Source organism: Sphingosinicella sp., from assembly GCF_041916975.1.
Lineage (GTDB): Bacteria > Pseudomonadota > Alphaproteobacteria > Sphingomonadales > Sphingomonadaceae > Sphingosinicella.
This window is the reverse complement of record NZ_JAYRYK010000001.1, coordinates 1670652-1696281: the sequence shown is the minus strand read 5'-3', so window position 1 is coordinate 1696281 and position 25630 is coordinate 1670652. Positions and strand designations below refer to the sequence as shown.

The following is a 25630-nucleotide window of genomic DNA, read 5'->3' as shown; positions in this document are numbered from 1 at the left end:
CTGGGACTGGCTGTTCGGCGGCAGCTACCTCTAGGCGCTGCAGTCTAGGAGCGGCTTCACTGCCGCTCTCAACAAGAAAAGCCCCCGCTCGGGGGCTTTTTTTTATTGTCCGGCAATCCGCCAGCTCTGTCTGGGGGCGTATTCGTTGCAGATAGGGAGGCAGAGGGTTAGGTTGCGGATATGACGGATGCAGAACCGCCGCCGGCGCGCCGCCGCGCGATGAAGCCGCAGTCGCTGGAGCTTGGCGGACGTTCGCTCCATCCGTCTACGCTGATGATGGGCTATGGCTATGATCCGGCGTTGTCTGAAGGCTCGCTGAAGCCGCCGATCTTCCTCACCTCCACCTACGTTTTCGAAAGCGCGGCGGACGGCAAGCGCTTCTTCGAAGGTATCATCGGCCGGCGCCCGGGCGGTGCCGAGGGTCTCGTCTATGGCCGCTTCAACGGCCCCGATCAGGAAATCCTCGAAGACCGGCTGGCGCTGTGGGAAGGCGCTGAAGATGCGCTTGTTTTCTCGACCGGTATGTCGGCCATCACCACGGCGCTGCTGGCGTGGGTGCGGCCCGGTGACATCATCGTGCACTCCGCGCCGCTCTACGCCGCGACCGAGAAGCTGATCGATGCCGTGATCGGCAAGTTCTCGGTTGGCTGGATGGATTTTCGCGCGTCGGCGAGTCGGGAGGCGATCGAGGAGACGTTGCGCGCGGCGAAGGCCAAGGGCCGTGTTTCGGTGATCTACCTCGAAAGTCCCGCGAATCCCACAAACGACCTCGTCGATATCGAGGCGGTCGCTGCGGCGCGCGACGCGGTGTTCGCGGAGGGTGAGAAGCCGGTCATCATGTGTGACAACACGTTTCTCGGCCCGGTTTTTCAGGCGCCGACGCGGCACGGCGCGGACATCTCGATCTACTCGCTCACCAAGTATGTTGGTGGCCATTCCGATCTTGTCGGCGGCGCCTGTATCGGCACCAAGGCCGCGCTCGCGCCGATCCTCGCGCTGCGCAACACCATCGGTACGATCACCGATCCGCACACCTCGTGGCTGCTGCTGCGCAGCCTCGAAACCGTGCAGCTTCGCATGGAGCGCGCGGAAAGCAACGCCCGGACGCTTTGCGCCTTCTTGCGCGATCACCCGAAGATCGAGCGCGTCGGTTACCTCGGTTTCCTCGAACCCGGCAGTGCCCAGCGTGATATCTACGATCGCCACTGCACCGGTTCTGGTTCGACGTTTTCGGTGATCGTGAAGGGCGGGGAGGCGCAGGCGTTTCGGTTGCTGGACAATCTGAAGCTGGTGAAGCTTGCGGTTTCGCTCGGCGGGACCGAGAGCCTTGCGAGCCACCCGGCGGCGATGACGCACCTGTCGGTGCCGGACGCGCGTAAGGCGGAGCTGGGGATCAGCAACAACCTTGTGCGGGTGTCGATCGGGGTCGAGCATGTCGACGACCTGATCGCGGACTTCAAACAGGCGCTGGAGGCTGTTTGAGCGCGCTGGTGCGGTATTCCGTCTTCGACATGGACAGGACGATCACGCGGGGCGGCTCCTATTCGCCCTGGCTGGTCTACTGGGCGTGGCACGAGGCGCCGTGGCGGCTGCTGTTTCTGCCGGTGTCGCTGCTGGCGGGCGCGGCCTATGTCGCGGGGTTCGTGAGCCGGGGACGGCTGAAAGAGATCAACCACAGGCTGCTGATGGGCGGGCGTGTGCCGATGGAACGGATCGCGCAGCGCGCCGAGGGCTTCGCGCGCCGAATGGTGCCGGGCCGCACGTTCCGGGGCGCGCAGGCGCGGATCGATGCGGAGAAGGCGGAAGGCCGCACCGTGGTGATCGCGACGGCATCCTACACGTTCTACGTCCACGCCATCGCCGCGCGACTGGGCGTGGAGCACGTGATCGGCACGAAATCGCAGCGCGACGCATCGGGTGCGGTGCTGGCGAGTCTAGACGGCGAAAACTGCTACGATGGCGCGAAGCGTGAGATGGTGGCCGACGCGCTGCCGCCGCGCGAGACGCTGCACGTGCGTTTCTTTTCGGACCATCACAGCGACGCGCCGATGTTCGAATGGGCGGACGAAGGCTTCGCGATCAACCCAACACCGAAACTGCGCGCACTCGCAGAGGGGCGTGGCTGGCAGGTCATCGAATGGGAATAGAGGAAAGGGCGGGCAACCTTTCGGCGCCCGCCCTTCCTTGACCTTGCGGCCCTGAACGTATCCAGGGCTTAAGCGGCGAGGTTCCGCAGCACGTAGTGCAGGATGCCGCCGTTGCGGAAGTATTCGAGCTCGTTGTTCGTATCGATGCGGCAGCGCGCGACGAACGAACCCGTGCTGCCGTCGGCGCGGGTGAAGTTCACCGTGACCTCCTGGCGCGGCTTCAGGCTGGCGACGCCGTCGATGCTGAACAGCTCGTTCCCGGAGAGGCCGAGCGTTTCGGCGCTGTCGGTGCCCTGGAACTGCAGCGGCAGCACGCCCATGCCGACGAGGTTCGAGCGGTGAATACGCTCGTAGCTTTCCGCGATGACGGCGCGGACGCCAAGGAGCGTGGTGCCCTTCGCGGCCCAGTCGCGCGAGGAGCCGGTGCCGTATTCCTTGCCCGCGAGAACGACGAGCGGCGTGCCTTCGGCCTTGTACCGCATCGCCGCGTCATAAATCGCAAGCTGCTCGCCCGAAGGGATGTGCTTGGTGACGCCGCCCTCGACACCCGGCAGCATCTTGTTCCTGATGCGGATGTTCGCGAACGTGCCGCGCATCATCACTTCATGGTTGCCGCGGCGCGAGCCGTAGGAGTTGAAGTCGGCGCGGCTCACCTGATGCTCGGTGAGATAGCTGCCGGCCGGGGAATCGGCCTTGATCGAACCGGCGGGCGAGATGTGATCGGTGGTGATCGAATCGCCGAACACGGCGAGCGCGCGGGCGTTCACGATGTCCACAAGCGGCTTCGGCGTCATCGACAGGCCTTCGAAGTACGGCGGGTTCTGCACGTAGGTGGAGACCGACGAGAAGCTGTAGGTACGGCCGCCCGTCACGTCGATCGTCTGCCACTGCTTGTCGCCCGTGAAGACGTGGGCGTAGCGGGCCTTGAACATGTCCGCATCGAGCGAGGCTTCGACCGTGGAGCGCACCTCGTGGTTCGTCGGCCAGATGTCCTTCAGGAACACCGGCTGACCGTCCGAGCCCGTGCCGATCGGCTCCACCGCGAGGTTCTTGCGCACCGTGCCCGCGAGCGCATAGGCGACGACGAGCGGCGGCGAAGCCAGATAGTTGGCGCGCACATCCTGCGAGACGCGGCCTTCGAAGTTGCGGTTGCCCGAAAGCACCGACGCGGCAACGATGTCGCCATCGTTCACGGCCTTCGAGATCGGCGCCGGGAGCGGACCCGAGTTGCCGATGCAGGTGGTGCAGCCGTAGCCGACAAGATCGAAGCCGATGGCATCGAGATCGGCCTGCAGCCCGGCCTTTTCGAGATAATCGGTGACGACCTGCGAGCCGGGCGCGAGCGAGGTCTTCACCCACGGCTTGCGGTCGAGGCCCTTGGCGCGCGCCTTCTTCGCCACGAGACCGGCGGCGACGAGCACGTCCGGGTTCGAGGTGTTGGTGCAGCTGGTGATCGCGGCGATCACCACGTCGCCGTGGCCGATATCGTAGTTCGCGCCTTCAACCGGCACACGCTTCGCGGCGTTGCCAACCTTGAAGCTGTTCGCGAGCTCGGCTTCGAAACCCGAGGCGAGGTCTTCGAGGAGCACGCGGTCCTGCGGACGGCGCGGGCCGGCGAGGCTGGGGCGGACTTCGGAAAGATCGAGGCCGAGCGTGTCGGTGAACACGGGATCGGGCGTGGAGGCGTCGCGCCACATGCCCTGCGCCTTCGCATAGGCCTCCACCATTTCGCAGCGCCAGTCTTCACGGCCGGTGAAGCGCATGTAGCGGATGGTTTCCGCGTCGATCGGGAAGAAGCCGCAGGTTGCGCCATATTCGGGCGCCATGTTGGCGATGGTGGCGCGGTCGGCGAGGCTCAGGGCATCGAGGCCGGGGCCGTAGAATTCCACGAAGCGGCCGACGACGCCCTTCTTGCGCAGCATCTGCGTGACGGTGAGCACGAGATCGGTGGCGGTGATGCCTTCGGGCAGCTTGCCGGTGAGCTTGAAGCCGACGACTTCCGGGATCAGCATGGAAACGGGCTGGCCGAGCATCGCGGCCTCCGCCTCGATCCCGCCGACGCCCCAGCCGAGCACGCCGAGGCCGTTCACCATCGTGGTGTGCGAGTCGGTGCCGACGAGCGTGTCGGGGTAGGCCACCGTGGCGCCCGAAGCGTCTTCGGAGGTCCACACCGCCTGCGCCAGATATTCAAGGTTCACCTGGTGGCAGATGCCCGTTCCCGGCGGCACGACGCGGAAGTTGCGGAACGCCTGCGCGCCCCACTTCAGGAACTTGTAGCGTTCCATGTTGCGCTCGTATTCCAGCGCGACGTTCTGCTCGAAGGCTTTGGGGTTGCCGAACTCGTCCACCATCACCGAGTGATCGATGACGAGATCGACGGGGACGAGCGGATTGATCTTTTCGGCGTCCGCGCCGAGCTTCGCCATCGCGTCGCGCATCGCGGCAAGGTCGACGACGGCGGGAACGCCGGTGAAATCCTGCATCAGCACGCGCGCGGGGCGATACTGGATCTCGCGCTCGCCGAGATTGGCGGAGAGGAACGCGCGGAAGGCCTCGACATCGCCCTCGGTGACGGTGTCGCCGTCTTCGAAGCGGAGCATGTTCTCCAGCAGCACCTTCATGGAGAAGGGCAGCGCCGAGAAGTCGCCGAAGCGCTCTGCAGCGGCGGGGATCGAATAATATGCAAACTCGCGGCCGCTGACATTCAGCGTGCGGCGTGTGTTCAGGCTGTCGCGTCCGGTGGCGGTCATCTTCACGATCCCCTTGTCTTGCCATTCAGGCCCGGCCGGTACGCGCTATTGCAGCGCAGCAACCGGCGGAGTCGGGGCTGCTTTAACGAAGGGGAGCGGGGTTGGGAAGGGGACGAAAGTCGCAGATGGGGTTGTCAAAATGTTGACTTGAGCGTGGTGGCTCAGGCGCCCATCCACCCCCGACATTGTAAATTAACCCCACATGCGCTATATAGGTCTCGCTGACGTTGCGCGCGACGGATTGCGGCGCTGCGGCTCCCCTTTTCAGAACACCGGCCTCTCGGCACCCGCCGCCATAGTGGTGCGCGGGTATGATTACGATTTGAATATTGAGACAGACTATGCCGATCGGCACCGTAAAATTCTTCAATGCCCAGAAGGGCTATGGCTTCATCGCGCCGGAAGGCGCCGGCGAAGACGCTTTTGTTCACATCACCGCCGTTCAGATGGCGGGGATGGAGACGCTCGATAAGGACCAGCGCGTCAGCTACGAGCTGGAACAGGACAAGCGCGGCCGCACGAGTGCGGTGGCCCTGAAAGCAGCCTGACGGGCGCTTTTCAAAACAGGTTCGGGAGGTCCGGCGCGGTTCGCCGGGCCAATCCCAAAGGTGCGAAGCCCGCGGGCTTCACGATAAAAATGCCGCGATCCACGCGGCCAAGACAAATGACAGATATGCAAAACCAAATGACAAACGGACGCCGGAACCCGGCGCGCCGCACCACTTCTCCTTTGCCGAAAACAGCGCCCGCCACGGGCGCGCGGCGCGAGCCTGCCGGGCTGACGCGCCAGCAGCTTCGGCAGATTGTTTACGACCTGATCGGCTGAACGCGGATCTTCCATTTCCTCTCCCGCCATCTCCTCCCCAACGCGAAAGGGCTCCTGCATGAAAGACCGGACGGAATTCTATCAGGAGCGCATTGCGAGTGCCCAGCGTGCCATCACCGACGCCGTGCTTGCCAACGTGCGGCAACAGGCGGTGCTCGCGCGCGACCGCTGGATCGAGCTCGCGCAGCAGCACAGCAAAAACCTGCTCGAAGGCGAAAAGGTGCGAACCGCCAAACTCGCCCGCGATGCGGAGCGCGAACTGGCCGCACAATCCTCTCCGAAGGCATTTGCCATATAGGCGTGTTCGGATAAGTTCGGGACATAAAGCGCCCGAAGGGAGAATTGCGCCATACGGCGCGCCCTTCGCACAGCAGGAGGGTTCCCGGTCATGCGCGTTTCGTCCTTCGTTTCCCGCTTCATGCTTGCCGGCGCTGCGCTGGCGACAGCGACTGCCGCTTCTGCCGCTGACGATACGGCGTTCCTCGCCTTTCCGATGGCGACCGAGATCAGCGCGGCGCGCGCGGGGGCTTTCGCCTGGACCGTGCAGCAGGGCGACACGACGCAGCTGCTTGCCGCGCGCGGCCCCGGCTTCAAGCGCACGGCGCTGTTTTCGCAGCGCGATGTGGACGGGGCGCCGATCACCGGCATCCAGATTTCGCCGGATGGGGCGTGGGTTGCCTTCACGACCGGGTTCGCGTCGGGCGGGTATAATCCGGCCAGTCTGCTGACGCCGCCGAAGGCGACGCTGTGGCTCGTTTCGAGCGCGGGCGGCGTGGCTCCGGTGAAGATCGGCGAGGGGGCCTCGCCGGAGTTCACGCCGGACGGATCGCGGCTCGTTTACCGGAGCGGGGCGGACCTTTGGGCGATGGCGGTTGGCGCCGCCGATGCCAAGCCGGAAATGCTGGTGCGCGGCGGCGCGGCCTTCGCGCAGCGCGCGTGGGCGGCAGACGGGAAGAGCTTCTTCTTCGTGCAGGATCGCGGCGGCTGGTCGTTCCTCGGCCGCCATACGATCGGCAGCGACCGGGTGGAATGGCTGGTGACGGGGGCGGACACGCTCAGCCACCCCGTGCTTTCGCCGGACGGGAAGAGCCTCGCGTACCTCCGCTGGCCGGGGCGCGAGCACACGGTGACCTACGACAATCTCGAAAACCAATCCGTCGCCGTGGAGACGGTGGCGGTGAGCGGCGGGAAAGCGAAGACGCTGTGGCAATCGGGGCCGCGCGGGGGCTCGTTCATTTCCGACGATGACGAGGGACTGCTGCGCTGGTCCGACAGCAAGACCGTCGTGTTCCGCGCCGAGGAAGACGGCTGGGCGCGGCTTTATGCGGCAAGCATTGCGGGCGGCAAAGTGCGTGCGCTGACGCGCGAAAAGTGCGAGGTCGCGGAGAGCGAGCTTGCCGCGCCGGACACGCTGTTCGTGATCCACAACTGCCGCGATCTCGATACGCGGCAGGCCTCGCTCATCACGGTTTCCAGCGGGCGCGAGCGGGCGGTGGAGACGAAGGACGTCGTCCTCGCACTGGCGAGCGCGGCGGGTGACGGGCGACATGTCGCGGTGACGGGCGGAGGTGCAGACGCTTCCGCCATGCTGCGGATCGTGGATAGCGCGAGCGGAAAGGTGGCGTACGCGGAGACGCCCGCCGACTACGGATACCGCCACAGCTTTGCCGCGCCGGCGCCGCAGCAGGTACGCCTCACGGCGTCGGACGGGGAGAGCGTGCCGGGGCAGCTGTTCCTCCCCAAGGGCAAGGGGCCGCATCCGGCGCTCGTCTACGTGCACGGCGGGCCGACGCGGCAGATGTTCGCGGGCTTCCACTTCAGTGGTTACTACGCGAACGACTATGCAATGAACCGGCGGCTGGCGGAGATGGGCTATGTGGTGCTCGCGCTCAACTTCCGCTCGGGCGTGGGATATGGGCGGGACTTCCGCGAGGCGCCGGGGCGGGCGTGGCGCAAGGCTTCAGAATATAATGACGTGCTTGGCGCGGGGCGCTGGCTCGCCGCGCGGGCGGACGTGGACCCCAAGCGCATCGGCATCTGGGGCGGCTCCTACGGCGGGCTGCTGACCGGGCAGGCGCTGGCGCGGAACTCGGACGTGTTCGCGGCGGGCTCCGCAATCCACGGCGTGTTCGACTGGAGCTGGCCCTCGCCGGTGCCGGGGCACCTCAACCCCAGCAAATTCTTCGGCGTGGGCGAGGCGGACAAGGCGACGGCGCTCGCGGCCTCGCCGCTCGGCGTCGTGGAGGGCTGGCGCTCGCCCGTGCTGCTGTTCAGCGGCGACAACGACATGAATGTGGACGTGCGCGAGACCGTGGACCTCGCGCAGAAGCTGCGGCGGCAGGGTGTCGATGTGCGCACCGTGCTGCTGCCCGGCGAGTCTCACGGGCTGATCCGTTTCTCGGCATGGCAGCAGCTGTGGCGCGATCAGGCTGAGTTCTTCTCGGAAACACTCGGAAAGCGATGAATATTGTTACGATGGCGTACTGTTAACTATAAGTATTTTGAATTTATTCAGGAACATGAACGGCAAAGCGTCGGCGGGATTTACAAGGGGAAGACGCGTTAATCATTAGGATGGCGGAACTCCGCAACTGGCACGGTTCTTGAGTCTTCAGCTTCGAGATCTGAGACAGGAGTACCGACCATGAAACGCGCTTTCTTCCTTTCCGCCGCCGCCATGCTGATCGCTGGCAGTGCGAACGCCGCGCCGGTGAGCTTCAACTTCGAGCAGGACTACGGCGCGGGCGCCAGCGTCAGCGGCAGTTTTTCGGGTGAGGACCTGAACCTTGATGGTGTGCTCACCGCGAACGAACTCACCGACTTCTCGGCCTTCTGGAGCGGCGGCAGCGACGCGTGGAACCCGGAAAGCTTCGAACTCGGTGGCATCGACAGCTTCGTCTACGACTTCGGCGAATACCTCACCGAAGTCATCGTGTTCGGCACGGGTGGCGCGGACTGGGTGCTGAACGCCTATTACACCGGCGTCGAGGACCGCTTCTCGGGTGTTGCCGAGACGTGGAACGCCGTGCGCGTGTGGGCGGCGGCGCTTCCCGAGATCGCGACAGCCCTGCCCACAATCGAAACCCCGACTGCGGACGTGCCGGAACCGGCGGCGCTCGCGCTGTTTGGTCTTGGCCTTGCCGGACTCGCGCTTGGCCGCCGGCGCCGCAAATAATCGATGCGGAATCGCAACGACCTCTCCCCTGTGATACACTCCCGAAAAAGGGAAAATGGAGGGGTCGTAATGCGTAAGCGTTGTGTGGCGGCCGCGGTCTTTCTGGCGGCGGCCGGGTTCAGCGGATCGGCGGCGGCGCGCTGCGTGCTCCCGATCCTGGTGCAGCGGGATGCGGACGAAGCCGCGAAATACCTGCTGGCGAGCGAGGCGCTGGTGATCGACGGCATCGTCCGCGAGCTGCCGCGCGGTGACGGCACGCTGTTCCAGCGCATCGAGGTGATCCAGTACCTGAAAGGCAAGGGCGCGGAGTCGATCGACATCTGGCCCGGACCGGGCAAGCCCACGCGCCACGAAATCCTGAACACCGACGATTGGGGCCGCATCGATGCCCCCGCCGGCTCCCGCGTGGTGACCGCGCTCCGGCAGACGCCTTATGGCTGGACCGTGGGCGAATGCGCCTATCAGGCGCTCGCCGTGCCGGGTGTCGAGACCGCGCTGCGCGAGACGACGACCGTTCGCATCAAGCCTGAAAAACCCAAGAAGAAGTAGCGCGCGCAGACGCGAGCCGCTAGGGCGGAAGGCATGGGGGACATGCTCATCCGCGCCGAAAACCTCGCCTGCGTGCGCGGCGGGCGGCTGCTGTTCGAAGGGCTGTCGCTTACCGTCCGGGCAGGAGAGGCGCTGCGCGTGACGGGGCCGAACGGCAGCGGCAAATCGAGCCTGCTGCGTTGCCTCGCCGGGCTGCTGCCGCCCGCTGCAGGCCGCATCGAACACCCGGCGAAAATCGCCTGGCTGGGGCATGAAAACGCATTGAAGCCGGGGCGCACGCTTGGGCAGGAACTCGGCTGGTGGGCGCGGATGGATGACTCGCAGGCCCTGTTTGCGCTGGGGCTGGAAACGCTCGGCGATGTGCCGGTTCGGATGCTTTCCGCAGGGCAGAAACGGCGCGCGGCGCTGGCGCGGGTGATCGCCTCGGGCGCGGCGCTGTGGCTGCTCGACGAACCGGGTGCGGGGCTCGACGCGGCAAATGCCAAGGCGCTCTCGGCAGCAATCGGCGCGCACCTCGCGGGCGGAGGAGGCGCGATCGTGGTGACGCACGGCGAGACCGATGTGCCGGGCGCGCGGGAGCTGGCGCTGTGAGCTTCTGGCGTCTTGTCTCCCGCGGGGTGGACATCGGCGCGGGCGGTCTCATCCCGCTCGTCTTCTTCGTGATGGTCGCGAGCATGACTGCGTTCGCGATCGGGCCGGACGCCGCGCTGCTCGCGCGCGTCGGCGCGGGTAGTCTGTGGGTGGCGGCACTGCTCGCGTCGCTGCTTCCGGTGGGGACGCTCGTCGCCGAGGACGTCGCCGACGGCACGATGGATCAGCTGCGCGTGCGCGGCATCGCGCCCGAGACGATCATGGCGGCGCGGCTCGCCGCGCACTGGCTCGGCTTCGCGCCTGCGCTGCTCGTCGCGGCGGTGATCGGCGGCGCGATGCTGAACGCCGATGTGCCCGCGCTGGTGACGGGCCTTGCGCTCGGTACGCCCGCGCTCGCCGGGCTCGGGCTGGTGGCCGCTGCGCTCGTCGCGGGCGCACGCGGCGGGCCCGCGCTTGCCGGGCTCATCGTGCTGCCGCTCGCGCTCCCCGTGCTCATTTTCGGCAGCGCCGGAGAGCTGCGCCTGCTCGCCGCGTCGAGCCTCGTCGTCACCGCGTTCGCGCCGTTCGCGGCAGCGGCAGCGCTTCGGCAGGGCGACGGCTGAATCGCCCTTGCGCGTCGGGCGCTTCCGGTTAGGCTGGCGTCGTTCAACGGTCAGGGAGAACGGGCATGGCCTACACGTTCGAAATCACCAAGGACAAGGCGGGCGAATACCGCGTCGCCTTCAAATATAATTCCGAAAAGATGTTCACGACCGAAGGCTATTCGAGCAAGGCAAGCGCGAAGAACGCCATCGAGTCCATGAAGAAGAACGGCCCTGGCGCCGACGTGGTCGACAACTCGGACAGCTGACGCGCGCTTTTGGGGAGCGATCGAGCGGCGTGGCCGCACAGCAATCGTGCGTGCCGCGTCACGTGTGCAACGTCTTCAACGCGCTGAGGGGCCGATAGCATGATGACGCCGCTCGCACGCCGCCAGTTTCTCCTCTCAGGGAGCGCTCTTGCCGCACTGCCATTCGTTCCCGGCGTCCTGTATGCGTCGGAAGCAACGACGAGCGCCGACGCAGCGGCAGAGCGAATGCTTGGCGGTGTCGCGGAAGCCCTGCTCGCCGAGCATCCCGAAAATGCCGGCGCGCTCGGGCTGGACACCGGCGCGCGTCGTGCGCTCAAATCGCGTCTGACGGATCGTTCGCCAGGCGGGGTCCAGCAGCTTGCCGCAGCGGCAAGGCAAAGGCTTGCGCAGCTCCGCGCGATCAACCCCGATCAGCTCGGACCCGAAACGCGCACACATGTTGCGGTTGCGACAGCGGCGCACGCGCTGGCGGTGGAGGGCTTCGGCTTCGGCTTCGGCGATACCGCGATGCTCAACCAGCTCTGGTCGTATCGCAACGCTCCGTATGTCGTCGCACAGAACATGGGCGCCTTCGTCGAGATTCCGGATTTCCTCGAAAACAGCCATCCAATCGCAGAGGTCGCGGATGCCGACGCGTATCTCGCCCGCATGGACGCCTATGCGCTGGCGCTGGATGGCGAAACCGCGCGCCTGTCGCACGATCGCGGCATGGGCGTTGTTGCGCCCGGCTTCCTGCTGGACAAGACGCTTCGGCAGATGAAGGCCGCGCGCGCGAAGCCCATCGGCGGATGGGGCGTGGTTTCCTCTGTTGCGCGGCGCACCGAAAGCATGGCCGGCGACCACGCGGCGCAGGCTGCACGGATCGCCGCCGACAAGATTGCCCCCGCGCTCGATCGCCAGATCGCCGAACTGGAGCGTCATCGCGCAGTCGCCACCGCCGACGCGGGTGTTTGGAAGCTGCCGCAGGGCGACGCCTATTATGATTGGGCGCTGCGCGCGGCGACCACATCAAGCCTGTCTCCCGACGCGGTGCACGGGCTTGGGCTGGAACAGGTGAAGTCGCTGGCCGCGCGGATGGATGTGCTGCTGCGTGCCGAGGGGCTTACGCGCGGCACTGTGGGAGAGCGAATGGCTGCGCTCGGCAAGGACCCGCGCTACCTTTTCCCGAACACCGATGCCGGCCGCGCGCAGATTCTGGAGTATATCAACGGGCGCATCACCGACATCCGCGCGCGCATGCCGCGCGCCTTTGCCACGCTTGTTCCGGGCAATCTTGTCGTCAAGCGGGTGCCGCCGGAAATCGAGGCGGGCGCGCCGGGCGGCTCGGCAACCGCAGGCACCATGGATGGCTCCGTGCCGGGCATCTTTTTCATCAATCTGCGCGATACGGCGATATCGCCGCGTTTCGGTTTGCCGACCCTCACCTATCACGAGGGCATTCCGGGACACGTGTGGCAAGGCGAATATAGCTACAAGCTGCCGCTCATCCGCTCGTTGCTTGCGTTCAATGCCTATTCGGAAGGTTGGGCGCTATACGCCGAGCAACTTGCCGACGAACTCGATGTCTATGAAGGCGATCCGCTTGGGCGGCTGGGTTATCTCCAGTCCATTTCATTCCGTGCCTGCCGCCTTGTCGTCGATACCGGATTGCACGCCAAGCGCTGGACCCGTGAACAGACGATAGACTGGTTCGCCACCACAAATGGTTCACCAATCGCGGAAGTCAGCAGCGAAGTTGATCGTTATTGCGCCTGGCCCGGCCAGGCCTGCGGCTACAAAGCCGGACAGAACGAGATAAACCGACTGCGCGAGAAAGCGATGGCAGCGCTTGGAACCCGCTATGACCTGCGGCTGTTCAACGACGCTGTGGTGAAAGCGGGCGGTATACCGATGACAGTGCTGGAGCAGTTGATCGATGCGCACATCGCGGCGTCTCGCATATAGACGTCCGGCCGCTCTTTATCCCCCGTCCCGTCAGCGAAGCGTCAGCGCGACTCTGATAGCGCGGTGGCCGGTGGGCAAACGGAACGGGTGAGATCATGACCAACGGATCGGTTACTACGGCACGTTACGGCAAGGCCACAATCGCGCTGCACTGGGTGATGCTGTTGCTGCTGGCGGCGGTGTTCGCCACCATCGAAATGCGCGTTCTGTTCGAACGCGGCAGCGAGACGCGCGAGTTCGTGAAGTCGCTGCATTTCATGCTGGGACTTTCGGTGCTCGTGTTCGTCGCTGTACGCATCGCCGCGCGCGTCGGGGGCGGCACGCCGCCGATCGCGCCGCGTCCGCCAGTGTGGCAGACCGCAGCCGCACACGCCGTGCACGCCGCGCTTTATCTTTTCATGATCGGGATGCCGATCGCAGGCTGGCTGATCCTGAGCGCCGAGGGCGAGCCGATCCCCTTCTTCGGGCTCGAACTGCCGCCGCTCGTGGCGCCGAGCGAAGCGCTTGCCGAACAGGTCGAGGAAATCCACGAGACGGCCGGAGAGGTGGGCTATTACCTGATCGGCCTGCACGCCGCCGCGGGGCTGTTTCACCACTATGTGATGCGCGACAACACGCTCTTGAGGATGCTGCCCGGCCGGGGATGACAGAGCGGGTGCAGCCCGTTCAGACCACGGTTCCGAACAGGCGGCCGATCCCCGCGGTGACGGCAAGCGCGAGGATGCCCCAGAAGGTGACGCGGGCGGTCGCCTTCCAGGCGTTCGCACCGCCTGCCCGCGCGCCTACAGCGCCGAGAATGGCAAGGCAAAGGAGCGATGCGGCCGAGACGGCGGGAATGATGAGCGCCTGCGGTGCTGCGACAACGGCGATCAGCGGCAATGCGGCGCCGACCGAGAAGGTGATGGCGGAGGTGAACGCGGCCTGCACAGGGCGTGCGGCGGTCACCTCCGAAATGCCGAGTTCGTCTCGGGCATGGGTGCCGAGCGCATCCTTCGCCATCAACTGATCGGCGACCTGATGCGCGAGCCCGGCTTCGAGCCCGCGATCCATGTAGATGCGGGCAAGCTCCTCGTGCTCCAGGCGGGGCTGAGTGGCGAGCTCCTTCTGCTCCCGTGCGAGATCGGCGGCTTCGGTATCGGCCTGCGAACTGACCGAAACATATTCGCCTGCTGCCATCGACATCGCGCCGGCGACGAGACCTGCAACGCCGGCGATCATCACGTCCGATGTGTTTGCCGCCGCTGCGGCGACGCCGACGATGAGACTTGCCGTCGAGACGATTCCGTCGTTCGCGCCGAGAACGGCGGCGCGCAGCCAGCCGATGCGCGCGACGAGGTGATTTTCCCTGTGCCGACGTGCCACGGTGTTTTCTCCCAATGTCCGACAGTCGCTGTTAGCATCCGCTGTATCCACAAGGCGAGAGATGAACCGGGCGAAGGGGAAGCGAAATGGACATGGACGTGGCGGAGTTGAACGGCGCCTGCCACTGCGGGCGCGTGCGATTCCATGTGACGTTGACGGACGGTCTCCGAACCGCGCGGCGCTGCACCTGCTCCTACTGCCGAATGCGCGGCGCCGTGGCGATCTCGGCGGACGCGGGCAGCCTTCGTATCCTTTCCGGCGCGGACGTGCTCGTCACATACCAGTTCAACACCGGCACGGCCGAGCATCATTTCTGCAGTGTGTGCGGGATCTACACGTTTCATCGGCGGCGCTCGAACCCTGGCGAATACGGCGTAAACGCTGCCTGCCTTGAAGGCGTGAGTCCGTTCGACTTTGCCGAGGTGCCGGTGCTCGACGGAGAGAACCATCCCGCGGACACCGGCGGCAGCGCGCGGCTGGCGGGCGTGCTTCGGTTCGAACGCGCGAAAGACTGAGACGGCGCGAGGGGGGTGGCGGATCGCTGCGGGCGTTCCTATCTGCTGGTTTCAAGCAGGAGATCAGCATGAGCGAACCGTCCGACTACGTGCCGCCGAAGGTGTGGACCTGGGATCAGGGAGGCGGCGGACAGTTCGCTTCGATCAACCGGCCGATCGCGGGGCCGACGCACGACAAGGCGCTGCCGGTGGGGAAGTATCCGCTGCAGCTCTATTCGCTCGGCACGCCCAATGGGCAGAAGGTGACGATCCTGCTCGAAGAGCTGCTCGCGGCCGGATATTCGGACGCCGAATACGACGCGTGGCTGATAAACATCATGGCGGGTGATCAGTTCGGTTCGGGGTTCGTCGACGTGAATCCGAATTCGAAGATCCCGGCGCTTGTCGACCGCAGCGGTGCGGAGCCAGTGCGCGTGTTCGAAAGCGGCGCCATCCTCGTGTACCTTGCCGAAAAGTTCGGCGCGTTCCTGCCGAAAGACGGCGCGGCGCGCGCCGAGGCGCTCTCGTGGCTGTTCTGGCAGATGGGGAGCGCGCCCTTCCTCGGTGGCGGCTTCGGGCATTTCTATGCCTACGCGCCGGAGAAGATCGAATATGCGATCAACCGCTACGCGATGGAGGTGAAGCGCCAGCTCGATGTGCTGAACCGGCGGCTTGCAGAATTCGAATACGTCGCGGGCGCGGATTACACGGTTGCCGATATGGCGATCTGGCCGTGGTATGGCGGGCTCGTGCGCGGCGAGCTTTACGGCGAGTCCGCGACCTTCCTTTCCGTGCACGAATACGAACACGTCCAGCGCTGGGCGAGGCAACTCGGCGATCGGCCGGGCGTGCGGCGCGGACGCATGGTGAACCGCCGCACCGGGCCGCTCGAGGACCAGCTCCACGAGCGCCACGATGCGAGCGACTTCGACACGAAGACCGCCGACAAGCTGGCGGCGGAGTAACGGCTAGCGGCCGAGCTGGCCGCGCAGCGCGCCCTTCGGGTGCGAGGCGTTGTGGACGTTGACGTAGTAGTCCGCAGGCTTCGCGAGAAGTGCCGCGACGACATCCGCGTCAGCCTTGGCGCAGCCCTTCGATGCACCCTTGGCGGGAGGATCGAGCGTGACGACGGGCGGGCCGGCGACGCCTGCCGCACCCTTGTGGATATGCGCCATCGTCGCCGTGTCGATACCGCTCACGTCGAGCGTGTAGCAGACCTCGGGCTTGGCGCTGTCGAGCGTCACGCTCGCGGTGCCCTTGCCGTCGGCGTCGCCGGGGCCGGGAACCTCCGCGGCGCCTGTCAGGTGGATCTGCATCGTGACGGGCGCGGCGGCGGCGGGGGTGATGACCATTGCGGCGCCCAGAAGTGCAAGTGCCGTTCGCATCGCGTTTCTCCTCAAGTTGTGAAAGGCCGAAATACCGGCGGCGAATCCCTGTTCGCCGAAACGCTTCCGGGCGCTGCTGGTTCCCCTCCGAAGCCTCAGTGCATCGATGCCTTGATGTGCGCGACGAGCTGGTCGACGACCGTACCCCAGCCTTCGTGGAAACCCATCTCCTCGTGCTGCTTCCGCGTCTCTTCGTTGCCGTGGATGGCGATCGCGGTGTAGCGCGTGCCGGTCGCGGTTGGCGCCAGCAGCAGCGCGGCGGTGAAGAACGGCTTCGGCGCGGGGCGGAAGCCGGGGAGCAGCGTGTCGGTGAAGACGAGGCGCTGGTTCGGCACGACTTCGAGATAACAGCCGCTGTTCGGGAACTCCTGCCCTTCGGGCGAGCGCATCACGGTGTTGAACTTGCCGCCGGGGCGCAGGTCGATCTCGCACGAACTCACCGACCACGGCTTCGGGCAGAACCATTCCTTGATGCTGTCTGGTGTCGTCCACGCCTCCCACACGAGTTCGACGGGAACGTCGATCTCGCGTTCGAGCACAAGGTCGAGCGTGGGGTCGGGGGTGAACGTAAACAGGTTGGACGTCATTCCGATCTCTCCTTCTTCATTTTCAGCAGATAGGCATCGAGCCGGTCCAGCCTGCGCTCCCACATCGTGCGCTGCCTGCCCAGCCAGTCTTCGGCGACCTGAAGCCGTTCGGGGGCGAGTTCATAGGTTCTGACCCGCCCTTCCTTTTTCGAGCGTACCAGCCCTGCGCCTTCGAGCACCCTGAGGTGCGCGACGAACGAGGGCAGCGCCATCCGGTGATCCGCCGCGAGGTCGCTGACCGAGGCGGGCTTCGCGCTCAGCCGTTCGAGCACGCTGCGGCGCGTCGGGTCCGACAAGGCGCGGAAGATGCCGTCGATCACTGCGTGTGGCGGCGGCGCTGACGGGGCGCTGTGCAGTCCGGGGATCATGCGCGGCTCCTTTCGTTTGGCGTGCATAGGCAAGGAAAATACTTAGGTCAATTCCTAAGTATGGACCGTATGCTTGCGCAGCTTAAAAATTCTGTCATCAGACCGTCACAAAACTGTCGCAAAGCGCGCTGTCGCAGACGGGGGACGTTTTCATTCGCCAGATTGCCGCCTTGCCCTATCGATCGGAGGGAACCGCGATCGATGCGCCCGTGCGCATCCTTCTCGTGACCTCCAGGAGCAGCCGACGCTGGGTGATCCCGAAGGGCAATGTCACCAAGGGAATGGCGCCGCACGCCGCCGCGGCCGACGAAGCGGAGGAAGAGGCGGGCGTGCGCGGCGCGGTGTGCCCGACGCCGCTCGGCTCCTATCGTTACCGCAAGCGGCGCAGCAACGGCGCCTCGCTGATGGTCGATGTCGACGTCTTCCCGCTCGCCGTGACGCGCGAGCTGGAGCGCTGGAAGGAGCAGGACGAGCGCGAGCGCCGCTGGTTCACGCTCGCCGAAGCGGCGGACGCGGTGGATGAGGACGACCTGCGCGATCTCATCCGCTCCTTCGGCGCGTCCGAATTCAATGCCGCCGCCCGCCGCACCGGGATGCTGACCGCAGTGGCCCACAAATCGAGGATCCCCCACATGTTCGCCTGGTTCCAGCGCCTGCTTCCCAAGACGGGCAATTTCTTCGAGCTGTTCGAGGCGCACGCGATGACCGTGGTCGCCGCGGCGGATGCGCTGGCGCGCCTCCTCGAAAACGGCTCCTCCGCCGAGGATCACATCCGCGAGGTGATGGAACGCGAGCAGGATGCCGACGACATCATCCGCGAGGTGCTGCACACGGTGCGCCGCACCTTCCTGACGCCGTTCGATCGCGGCGCGATCACCAGCCTCATCGGCGCGATGGACGACGCGATCGACGAGATGCAGGCGACGGTCGCGGCGATCTCGCTCTACGAGGTCGGCGAGTTTGAGCAGGAAATGCGCGACATGACCGCGATCATCGTGGACGGCGCCCGCCTCGCCGCCGAGGCAATGCCGCTGCTGCGCGATGTGGGGCGGAACGGCCAGCGGCTCCACGAGCTCACCGAGCGGCTGGTGCGCATGGAAGGCCACGCCGACGAGATTCACGCGATCGGTGTGAAGAAGGCGTTCAAGCAATACGGCGCGAGCGACACGCTGCGTTTCATCGTCTCGCGCGAAATCTACAAGCACCTCGAGCGCATCGTCGACGCGCTCGAAGATGTCGCGAACGAGATCGACGGCATCGTCATCGATCACGCCTGACGACACGATACAATGCACGAACTCGCGTTACCGCTGCTTATCGGCCTCATCGTCATCGCGCTTGCGTTCGATTTCCTGAACGGGCTTCACGACGCGGCGAATTCGATCGCGACCGTCGTCGCGACGCGTCTGCTCGGGCCGGTGCAGGCGGTCGCCTTCGCGGCGGCGTTCAACTTCGCCGCCTATTTCCTCAGCCTCGCCTTTCCCGAATTGCACAAGGTCGCCGAAACGATCGGCAAGGGCATCATCGACAAGGATCTGGTGACGCCCGCCGTGGTGTTCGGCGCGCTCATCGGCGCGATGTTCTGGAACGTCGTCACGTGGTTGAAGGGCATCCCGTCCTCGTCGAGCCACGCGCTCGTCGGTGGCATCGTCGGCGCGGGCGTTGCGCACGCCGGCATGTCCGGCATCGAATGGAGCGGGCTCAACAAGACGCTGATCGCGATCGTGCTCTCGCCGCTGCTCGGCATGTTCCTCTCGATGCTTATCATGTTGCTGACGAGCTGGCTGATGAAGGACGCGACCGCGCGCGGGGCGGAGCGCGGATTCCGCTACCTGCATCTCGCCTCATCCGCCGCCTATTCGATCAGCCACGGCCTCAACGACGCGCAGAAGACGATGGGGATCATCACTGTGCTCCTCTATTCGACCGGCCATCTGCAGGGCGAATTCCACGTGCCGCACTGGGTGGCGATCAGCTGCTACATCGCGATCGCGCTCGGCACGCTTTCGGGCGGCTGGAAGATCATCGAAACGATGGGATCGCGCATCACCAAGCTTTCGCAGCATCAGGGCTTCAGCGCGTCGGCGGGTGGCTCGGTGATGGTGTTCACCGCCTCGCTGCTCGGCATTCCGGTCTCGACGACGCACACGATCACCGGCTGCGTCGTCGGCGCCGGCACCGCCCGCCGCGCCTCTGCCGTGCGCTGGGGCGTTGCGCAGAACGTGGTGATGGCGTGGGTGATCACCATTCCCGCATCGGCGGCGGTGGGGGCGATCTTCTACATGATTACGCGGCTATTTTAGGGGCGGGGCCCGCTGGATGAAGCGCTGCAGTCAGGGGCTCGCGGCGCCTTAATTACCCTTGATCCACTCCGCCCGCAGATACGGCGCCACATTCTCGCAAAGCGTCGTCCATTCGGCGTCTGTCACCGGAAGTGCCTTCCGCTCGGCGGCGAAATATTCGGCCGGGGGCGTGAGGGCGGGCCAGTCGCTGGCGAGGACGAAGCGGTCGAGGCCGATCTTGCGCATCTGGGCGACGTAGGCGGCACGCCATTCGTCGGCGGTGTGGGTTTCGATGCCTTCTGTCGGAACGCTCGCGAGCTTCGAAAGATCGAGCTGGGCGACGGCGGAGATGTCGAGCACGAGGTTGGCGGTGCCGGGAGCCTTGCGCTCTATGGCGTCGCCATAGAGGCGAAGGGCTTCCAGCGTCGCGGCATCGATGCCGCCGAAGCCGCCCCCGTGCGCAATCTGCACGGGAAGGTCACCCGCCTCTGACAGCACCGTATCGATGAAGGTGGTGATGTTCGCATTCGAGAACGGCGCTGCGCCGCGCAGGTGGACGACGAGCGGCATCCGCGCTTTGCTCGCGGCGGCGAAGAAGGCGGCAAGCGTTTTGACCTGATCGGGATTGCCGAGATCGAGACCGCTGTTGCCGAGGTGGAGCTTCACGCCCGACGCGCCGGGCTGGCGCGACCAGTATTCGAGTTCGTCGAGCGCATTGCCCAGAAACGGATTGATGCCGACAAACGCGACGAGGCGACCGTTCGAGGCCAGCGCCTGGTCGACGTTGAAGCGATTCTCGGCACGCATCCGCCGGGCCATCTCCTCGGGCGCGAGCGGGACGGCGGAGAAGCCGAACATGTAGCCGGCGGACAGCAGCACACCCTGGCGAATGCCCGCGCGATCGAGTTCGTGCACGGCATCGCCGCCCGTGCGCACCTTGAAGATGTCCCCGGAGATGCCTTCAAAGACACCCGGCATCGCCTTCTGCATATCCTGCAGCCAATCGGTGATGAGCGCGCTCTGGATATGCATGTGGTGATCGGCGCGCGGGGCGGTTTCCGCAAGCGCACCGGTGCTGCTGAACAGGATTGCCGCTGTCAGCATCGCGCGGCGCGCGGTGCGCGCCTGTCTTGCCCAGATCATCGTCTCCACCCCCAATAAAATGAACTAATATTCATTTTTCGAATATCCTGAGAGATTCGTCAAGTTAAAATGAATTTCTGTTCATTTTGATATGTGTGCCGTAAAGGCCTCCTCATCGAAGAGCGGGAAATCCAATGCCGAAGCGCGATTCTACCCATATGACGGCACAGCGGGAGCGCATCCTGCAGGCGGCGCTCGGCTGCATTGGCGCTTATGGCGTCGAAGGCACGTCCATCGCGCATATCCGAAAGGCCGCGGGCCTCAGTGCGGGAACGATCTATCGCTATTTCGCGAGCAAGGAGGATCTCGTCGTCGCCGCGCTGGAGCATTTTTCAACATACGAGACAGCGGTTCCCATCCCCGGGAACTGGGCCGAATATCGTGCGGGGCTGATGAAGGAAAAGCGCCTGACCGGGCTCAGCTCCGCCGAGCTGGACAGTGCCATGCTGCACCTCATGGCGGCGGCGCTTTCGGCCGATTATCTGCGCGCGGCGATGCGACCCGTCATCGAACGCAATCTCGCCGAACAGCGGCAGGTGGTGGAGGCGCTGGTGAAGGCTGGCGGCACCGAAATCGCCGGGACGCCGGAAGAGACGGTGCGCGCGGTCGCGGCGGTAGGCATCGGCATGTCGTGGCTCGCGGCGCTCTCCGGCCAATCGGCCGAAGCTGCGGCGGAAGAGGCGGCCGGGATCATCGACCGCCTCGTTAGGCTCTAAACCACGATAGCCAACTCGGCTATGCTTGGCTCGGCATGTCCGCGTCGTCGAGTTCGGTGGCGCGCAGGTGCGCCGGGCGGGCTTCGAGGCGCTTCCAATAGGCCTCGAATGCGGGGCGCTTTTCCATGCTGCCGAACTGCAGGCCCCAGAAGATGTGCGAGCCGACGTAGACGTCCGCAGCGGTGAAGCTGTCGCCTGCGATATAGGGCGCGGCGCTGACGGCCTTCTCGAGCGTGTCCATAACATGCGCGAAGCAGCCGTAGCCGACCATCATCTGCTTGTCGGCGGGCACCTCGACGCCGAGCGTGCGGTCCGCGATCGCCGCTTCGAGCGGGCCCGCCGCAAAGAACAGCCAGCGGTAGTAGCTGCCGCGATTCTGTGGCGCGGGGGCGAGGTTCGCCTGTGGGAAGGCGTCGGCAAGGTAGGCGCAGATCGCGGCGCCTTCGGTGACGACCGTGTCGCCGTGGCGGATCGCGGGTACCTTGCCCATCGGGTTGATGGCGAGATAGGCTGGGGCCTTCATCGTGGACCCGTACTCAAGGATTTCGGTGCGGTAATCCGCGCCTGCCTCCTCCAGCATCCAGCGCGCGATGCGGCCGCGCGACATCGGGTTCGTGTAGAGCACGAGATCGGTCATCATCCATCCCCTTCGAATCGGAAAGAAGGGAACATATCAGGAACATTTGAGCGTGTCGATCAGCGTGTCATGGCGTTGGTGATGCTGCTGAACACGTCGACCAGCGAGAGGCCGAGCATCTGGAACGCGATGATCGCCGCGAGCGAGATGAGCGCGGCGATGAGCCCATACTCAATGGCGGTTGCGCCCCTGCGGCTGACGAGAAGACGGCGAAAAATACGCATCGATCCGATCCCCTGCGGTGTTGCAGCACAAGGTATCGGGCGCGCGGGTTGCCGAAGCGTTACCGACCCTTCATCGCGCTCGTCGCGGTTTCGAGGATATCGACGACGAAATAGCCGAGCACGGCCGCGACAACGATAATAATCACGATGGTGACGACGAGGCGGCGGCCACCGCCGCGTGCTGCCGCTGTACTGCGCGGCGCGTAGGGCGCTTCCGGCGGATAGGGGGCGGACGGCGCGGAGCCATCCTCCTCCATGCCGGTGCCGACCTTCCAGTTCGACTCTGGTGGCTTTGCCATGATTGGATACTATGGCGGAATGACCGTGGCTGACAATGGCTTCAAATCGTTCGAAACGCTGACCGAGGAGGTGCTTGCGGAGGTCGTTCGCGAGGGTGAGTTGCTGCTTTCGAGCCAGCTTCAGGCGGGCATCGCCGCCGATCAGCGCGCGCTGACATTCGCGGGTTTTGCGACCACGGCTGCGGGTGCCGTGTTCGGACTTGTGATTGCGAACCCCGTGCCGAAGGAGGTGCTGCCGCCAACGTTCGTCGCGGTGCTGGGCCTCGGGCTTGCAGCGGCGCTGCTGGTCGCGGTAGTGATGGCGATCCTTTCGGCGCTGCCGCGCCAGTTCTTCTTTCCCGGCAACGAGCCTGCGAACTGGGCGCCTGAGCACTGGTCTCTGCCGCCGTCTGCGCGCCGCACACTGAAGGCCGCGCGTATCGAGCAGGCGCAGGTGCTGCAGACGATGATCAGCGCCAACAAGGCGCGCGCGGAACGACAGGCGAAGCTGATCCGCCGCGCAGTGTGGCTGGCGTTCGGCGCAGCGATCGCGGCACTGGCGGCGGCGATGGCGGCCTACGTGGTCCTAGCCGTCGCGGCTTGAGCAGGCCGACGCCGCTGTGCGCGGCGGCAGCGTGCGGGCGAAGGCGCTGAGCGCCGCATAGGTCGCGTCGCGCGCCTCGGCGTCCAGCATTTCACGGCAGGCGGTATCGAAGCGCAGTCGGTCGTTTGCTGCGGCGGCCGCCGTCATTGCCGACAGCGCCATCTCGTCAGGCCCCAATCCCCGGCAGCAGGGCGGGCTGATCAGGAAACAATCCGGCCAGTGATCGCCCACGATCTGCACGGCGGTGAGGAGCCGTGTTGCGGCGAGCGGGCTGCCCAGCCTCTCGGCAAGCGCATCGCGCGGGTCGTGCCCGGCGCGCTGGCAAATAACCACCAGCCGCGTGCCCATCACCATGTGCATCGGCGTGCGCGCGAGATCGCGCAGGTCGGGCTTTCTGAGCAGGTCCTCGAGCGGGTTCGTCATTCGGGCTCCATGAATTGCACATGCGTCTCATTGACAGATGTCGAGAATCGATTCTAATGAGAATCACTTGCAGTAACAACAGTGACATTTTGTTTGGGGGTAGCAGTGACTTCAACTTCGCGGGCCGCGCTGGCGGCCGCTCTTTGCTATGGAATGACGATGGGTGCGGCGCAGGCGGCAGACGCTGCTGCGGCGCTCGACGACGGTACGATCACGGTGACCGCGACGCGCAGCCCGATCTCGATCGACGACGCGCCGGCGGTGGTGACCGTCATCGACGAACAGCGCATTGCCGATGAACTCGTCACCGACATCAAGGATCTCGTGCGCTTCGAGCCCGGCGTTTCGGTGCGCCGCGCGCCCGCACGCTTCGGCGCCGCGCTCGGCACCACGGGCCGCGCGGGCAACGAGGGTTTCACGATCCGCGGCATCGGCGGCAACCGCGTGCTGATCCAGGTGGACGGCGTGCGCGTGCCCGATGGTTTCAGCTTCGGCGCGCAGGGCGTGGGGCGCGGCGACTATGTCGATCTCGGCCTTGTGAAATCGGTGGAGATCCTGCGCGGTCCGGCCTCGGCGCTCTATGGCAGCGACGGGCTTTCGGGCGCAGTGAGCTTCGTGACGAGCAATCCTTCGGACATATTGAGGGAGGGGCAGAGCTTCGGTGGGCTGGTGCGCGGCGCGTACAGCTCGGCGGACGAAGAGTATAGCGGAACGGCGATCCTCGCCGCGCGCGGCGGCACCGTCTCCGGCATGGTGGCTTACACACGGCGCGACTACAAGGCGCTCGACAACAAGGGCACCGACGACGGCACGGGATCGCTGCGCACGACGCCGAACCCGCAGGACGGCGAATCCGATGCCGTGCTCGGCCGCCTCGTGTGGGAGCCAGGCGGTGGACACACGGTTCGGCTGACCGGCGAGTATGTCGATACGTCGCTCTATGCGAACGTGCTTTCGGGGCTCAGCGCCACGGTTGAGCGGCTGGAGGCATGGGATACGGGCAAGCGCGTCCGCGCCGCCGCCGACTGGACGTGGGAAGGCGAAGGCGCGATCGATTACGCGCGCGTCGGCGCCTACTGGCAGGATGCGAAGGACCGGCAATATACCGAGGAAGACCGCACCCCCGCGGCGGACCGCACCCGGCTCAACACCTTCGACAACCGCGTGATCGGCGCCTCGGTGGAATTCCGCGCGGGCTTCTCCACGGGTGCAATCGCGCATCGCATCAGCTTCGGCGGCGACATCAGCGAAACGCGCCAGAAGGGCGTGCGCGACGGCACGGTGCCGCCGTTCGGCGAGACGTATCCGACGCGTGCCTTCCCGGTGACCGACTACACGCTCGCGGGCCTTTATGTGGGCGACGAGATCAGCTTTGCGGACGGTATCGTGACGCTGTTCCCGGCGCTGCGTTTCGATCACTACAAGCTTTCCCCTCAGGACGATCCGCTGCTGCCGGCCTTCGCGGGCGCAGGGCAGAGCGATTCCCGCGTGTCGCCGAAGTTCGGCGTGGTGGTGAAGCTCGGCGAGGCGGTGCGGCTGTTCGGCAATTACGGGCGCGGCTTCAAGGCGCCCGAGCCGAGCCAGGTGAACCAGTTCTTCTCGAACCTCGCTTCGGGCTACACCTCGATCCCTAACCCGAACCTCGGGCCGGAAAAGAGCGAAAGCATCGAAGGCGGTTTCCGCGTGACGAGCGATGCGGTGCGTTTCGAGGCGAGCGTGTTCCACGCGAAGTTCGACGACTTCATCCTGCAGAAGATGGTGAGCGGCAGCTTCACGCCCGCCGACCCCGCCATTTACCAGTTCGTGAACGTCAACGCAGCGAAGGTGGACGGCGCGGAGGCGAAGCTGGAGGTAAAACAGGGCGGTTTCACCGGCACGCTCGCGGTCAGCTACGCCGACGGCACGCTGACCAACGAGGCCGGCGTCAAATCGCCGCTCGACACGATCGATCCGCTGAAGGTCGTGGCCGGGATCGGCTACCGGGAGGTTCAAGGCCGCTTCGGCGGGCAGCTGATCGCGACATTCGGCGCGCAGAAATCGATCGGCGATAGTGTCGGCGCCTGCAGCGCCGCCTGCTGGCGGCCGGGCGATTTCCTGATCTTCGACGCGACCGCGTTCGTGCGGATCGGCGAGGCGGTTACTCTGCGCGTGGGCATCTTCAACATCACCGACAAGAAATACGCGTGGTGGAGTGATGTGCGCGGCGTCGGCGACAGCTCCGCGATCAAGGACGCCTACACGCAGCCCGGACGCACCGCGAGCGTCTCCGCGACGTTCCGCTTCTAAGCCCAAGGA

General features: G+C 65.7%; 30 protein-coding genes. 20 read left to right on the top strand and 10 right to left on the bottom strand.

Annotated elements, in window-relative coordinates:
* The first annotated feature begins 180 nt into the window (after window positions 1-180).
* Window positions 181-1482, top strand: a complete 1302-nt coding sequence (locus tag ACE3TJ_RS07910; RefSeq protein ID WP_374595563.1) for a cystathionine gamma-synthase family protein — start codon at window positions 181-183, stop codon at window positions 1480-1482.
* 8 nt (window positions 1483-1490) lie between these two features.
* Window positions 1491-2147 (top strand): HAD family hydrolase, encoded by a 657-nt coding sequence (locus tag ACE3TJ_RS07905; protein WP_374595561.1) that lies wholly within the window; start codon window positions 1491-1493, stop codon window positions 2145-2147.
* Window positions 2148-2215: 68 nt separating this feature from the next.
* Here the strand turns inward: ACE3TJ_RS07905 and acnA are convergent, their stop codons facing one another.
* Entirely contained in the window at window positions 2216-4897 is a 2682-nt protein-coding gene (acnA, locus tag ACE3TJ_RS07900) for an aconitate hydratase AcnA (RefSeq protein ID WP_374595559.1), read from the bottom strand.
* A gap of 341 nt (window positions 4898-5238) precedes the next feature.
* On the opposite strand from acnA, the gene ACE3TJ_RS07895 reads away from it, so the two are divergent.
* The 11 genes from ACE3TJ_RS07895 (at window position 5239) to ACE3TJ_RS07845 (ending at window position 13479) form a co-directional block, all read left to right on the top strand.
* Window positions 5239-5445, top strand: a complete 207-nt coding sequence (locus ACE3TJ_RS07895) for a cold-shock protein (protein WP_374595557.1) — start codon at window positions 5239-5241, stop codon at window positions 5443-5445.
* 137 nt (window positions 5446-5582) lie between these two features.
* Window positions 5583-5723 carry a hypothetical protein gene (locus ACE3TJ_RS07890; protein ID WP_374595555.1) on the top strand — a complete coding sequence of 47 codons (141 nt, stop codon included), beginning with the start codon at window positions 5583-5585 and terminating at the stop codon, window positions 5721-5723.
* Window positions 5724-5781: 58 nt separating this feature from the next.
* Window positions 5782-6021, top strand: a complete 240-nt coding sequence (locus tag ACE3TJ_RS07885) for a hypothetical protein (protein WP_374595553.1) — start codon at window positions 5782-5784, stop codon at window positions 6019-6021.
* A 90-nt stretch (window positions 6022-6111) separates the two neighbouring features.
* A complete protein-coding gene (locus ACE3TJ_RS07880) occupies window positions 6112-8187 on the top strand; it encodes a prolyl oligopeptidase family serine peptidase (RefSeq protein ID WP_374595551.1) in 2076 nt (691 codons plus the stop codon).
* Between the two features lie 180 nt (window positions 8188-8367).
* Entirely contained in the window at window positions 8368-8898 is a 531-nt protein-coding gene (locus tag ACE3TJ_RS07875; protein ID WP_374595549.1) for a PEP-CTERM sorting domain-containing protein, read from the top strand.
* Between the two features lie 69 nt (window positions 8899-8967).
* Complete coding sequence (locus ACE3TJ_RS07870) at window positions 8968-9447, top strand: hypothetical protein (RefSeq protein WP_374595547.1); 480 nt, start codon at window positions 8968-8970, stop codon at window positions 9445-9447.
* 33 nt (window positions 9448-9480) lie between these two features.
* Window positions 9481-10038, top strand: a complete 558-nt coding sequence (gene ccmA, locus ACE3TJ_RS07865; protein ID WP_374595545.1) for a heme ABC exporter ATP-binding protein CcmA — start codon at window positions 9481-9483, stop codon at window positions 10036-10038.
* On the top strand, window positions 10035-10640 hold the full coding sequence (locus ACE3TJ_RS07860; RefSeq protein ID WP_374595543.1) for a heme exporter protein CcmB: 606 nt from the start codon (window positions 10035-10037) through the stop codon (window positions 10638-10640). Before ccmA ends, ACE3TJ_RS07860 begins: the two co-directional genes overlap by 4 nt.
* A 65-nt stretch (window positions 10641-10705) precedes the next feature.
* Window positions 10706-10888, top strand: coding sequence for a YegP family protein (locus ACE3TJ_RS07855; protein WP_374595541.1), 183 nt, complete (start codon window positions 10706-10708; stop codon window positions 10886-10888).
* 99 nt (window positions 10889-10987) lie between these two features.
* Window positions 10988-12832, top strand: a complete 1845-nt coding sequence (locus ACE3TJ_RS07850; protein ID WP_374595539.1) for a DUF885 family protein — start codon at window positions 10988-10990, stop codon at window positions 12830-12832.
* A gap of 95 nt (window positions 12833-12927) precedes the next feature.
* On the top strand, window positions 12928-13479 hold the full coding sequence (locus ACE3TJ_RS07845) for a cytochrome b (protein ID WP_374595537.1): 552 nt from the start codon (window positions 12928-12930) through the stop codon (window positions 13477-13479).
* Between the two features lie 19 nt (window positions 13480-13498).
* Here the strand turns inward: ACE3TJ_RS07845 and ACE3TJ_RS07840 are convergent, their stop codons facing one another.
* The gene (locus ACE3TJ_RS07840) at window positions 13499-14194 is read right to left on the bottom strand and encodes a VIT family protein (RefSeq protein WP_374595535.1); all 696 of its coding nucleotides are present in this window, start codon (window positions 14192-14194) and stop codon (window positions 13499-13501) included.
* An 86-nt stretch (window positions 14195-14280) separates the two neighbouring features.
* Here ACE3TJ_RS07840 and ACE3TJ_RS07835 point away from each other — a divergent pair, with 86 nt between their 5' ends.
* Window positions 14281-14709, top strand: a complete 429-nt coding sequence (locus ACE3TJ_RS07835) for a GFA family protein (RefSeq protein WP_374595533.1) — start codon at window positions 14281-14283, stop codon at window positions 14707-14709.
* 68 nt (window positions 14710-14777) lie between these two features.
* Window positions 14778-15653 (top strand): glutathione-dependent disulfide-bond oxidoreductase, encoded by an 876-nt coding sequence (yghU, locus tag ACE3TJ_RS07830; RefSeq protein ID WP_374595532.1) that lies wholly within the window; start codon window positions 14778-14780, stop codon window positions 15651-15653.
* Between the two features lie 3 nt (window positions 15654-15656).
* On the opposite strand, the gene ACE3TJ_RS07825 is transcribed toward yghU, so the two are convergent.
* From ACE3TJ_RS07825 to ACE3TJ_RS07815, 3 genes are all read right to left on the bottom strand, one after another.
* The gene (locus tag ACE3TJ_RS07825; protein WP_374595530.1) at window positions 15657-16073 is read right to left on the bottom strand and encodes a CHRD domain-containing protein; all 417 of its coding nucleotides are present in this window, start codon (window positions 16071-16073) and stop codon (window positions 15657-15659) included.
* A gap of 95 nt (window positions 16074-16168) precedes the next feature.
* Entirely contained in the window at window positions 16169-16660 is a 492-nt protein-coding gene (locus tag ACE3TJ_RS07820; RefSeq protein ID WP_374595528.1) for an SRPBCC family protein, read from the bottom strand.
* Window positions 16657-17028, bottom strand: coding sequence for an ArsR/SmtB family transcription factor (locus ACE3TJ_RS07815; RefSeq protein ID WP_374595526.1), 372 nt, complete (start codon window positions 17026-17028; stop codon window positions 16657-16659). Before ACE3TJ_RS07815 ends, ACE3TJ_RS07820 begins: the two co-directional genes overlap by 4 nt.
* 170 nt (window positions 17029-17198) lie before the next feature.
* Here ACE3TJ_RS07815 and ACE3TJ_RS07810 point away from each other — a divergent pair, with 170 nt between their 5' ends.
* On the top strand, window positions 17199-18305 hold the full coding sequence (locus tag ACE3TJ_RS07810; RefSeq protein WP_374595524.1) for a DUF47 family protein: 1107 nt from the start codon (window positions 17199-17201) through the stop codon (window positions 18303-18305).
* A gap of 12 nt (window positions 18306-18317) precedes the next feature.
* Window positions 18318-19331, top strand: coding sequence for an anion permease (locus ACE3TJ_RS07805; RefSeq protein ID WP_374595522.1), 1014 nt, complete (start codon window positions 18318-18320; stop codon window positions 19329-19331).
* 48 nt (window positions 19332-19379) lie between these two features.
* Here ACE3TJ_RS07805 and ACE3TJ_RS07800 read toward each other — a convergent pair whose 3' ends face one another.
* Window positions 19380-20453, bottom strand: a complete 1074-nt coding sequence (locus ACE3TJ_RS07800; protein WP_374595520.1) for an amidohydrolase family protein — start codon at window positions 20451-20453, stop codon at window positions 19380-19382.
* Between the two features lie 134 nt (window positions 20454-20587).
* Here ACE3TJ_RS07800 and ACE3TJ_RS07795 point away from each other — a divergent pair, with 134 nt between their 5' ends.
* Window positions 20588-21169: a TetR/AcrR family transcriptional regulator gene (locus ACE3TJ_RS07795; RefSeq protein WP_374595518.1), complete on the top strand. Its 582-nt coding sequence runs from the start codon at window positions 20588-20590 to the stop codon at window positions 21167-21169.
* 19 nt (window positions 21170-21188) lie between these two features.
* On the opposite strand, the gene ACE3TJ_RS07790 is transcribed toward ACE3TJ_RS07795, so the two are convergent.
* Genes ACE3TJ_RS07790 through ACE3TJ_RS07780 form a run of 3 tightly spaced genes read right to left on the bottom strand, consistent with a single transcriptional unit; the run spans window position 21189 to window position 22329 of the window.
* The gene (locus tag ACE3TJ_RS07790) at window positions 21189-21806 is read right to left on the bottom strand and encodes a glutathione S-transferase family protein (RefSeq protein ID WP_374595516.1); all 618 of its coding nucleotides are present in this window, start codon (window positions 21804-21806) and stop codon (window positions 21189-21191) included.
* 59 nt (window positions 21807-21865) lie between these two features.
* Window positions 21866-22030 carry a Flp family type IVb pilin gene (locus ACE3TJ_RS07785; protein ID WP_374595514.1) on the bottom strand — a complete coding sequence of 55 codons (165 nt, stop codon included), beginning with the start codon at window positions 22028-22030 and terminating at the stop codon, window positions 21866-21868.
* 59 nt (window positions 22031-22089) lie between these two features.
* Entirely contained in the window at window positions 22090-22329 is a 240-nt protein-coding gene (locus ACE3TJ_RS07780; RefSeq protein WP_374595512.1) for a hypothetical protein, read from the bottom strand.
* Window positions 22330-22348: 19 nt separating this feature from the next.
* On the opposite strand from ACE3TJ_RS07780, the gene ACE3TJ_RS07775 reads away from it, so the two are divergent.
* Window positions 22349-22912, top strand: coding sequence for a hypothetical protein (locus ACE3TJ_RS07775; RefSeq protein WP_374595510.1), 564 nt, complete (start codon window positions 22349-22351; stop codon window positions 22910-22912).
* Here ACE3TJ_RS07775 and ACE3TJ_RS07770 read toward each other — a convergent pair.
* Entirely contained in the window at window positions 22895-23335 is a 441-nt protein-coding gene (locus tag ACE3TJ_RS07770; RefSeq protein ID WP_374595508.1) for an addiction module antidote protein, read from the bottom strand. The two genes, ACE3TJ_RS07775 and ACE3TJ_RS07770, sit on opposite strands and share 18 nt — an antisense overlap.
* Window positions 23336-23440: 105 nt before the next feature.
* Between ACE3TJ_RS07770 and ACE3TJ_RS07765 the strand changes: the two genes are divergently transcribed.
* On the top strand, window positions 23441-25621 hold the full coding sequence (locus ACE3TJ_RS07765; protein WP_374595506.1) for a TonB-dependent hemoglobin/transferrin/lactoferrin family receptor: 2181 nt from the start codon (window positions 23441-23443) through the stop codon (window positions 25619-25621).
* Window positions 25622-25630: the final 9 nt, after the last annotated feature.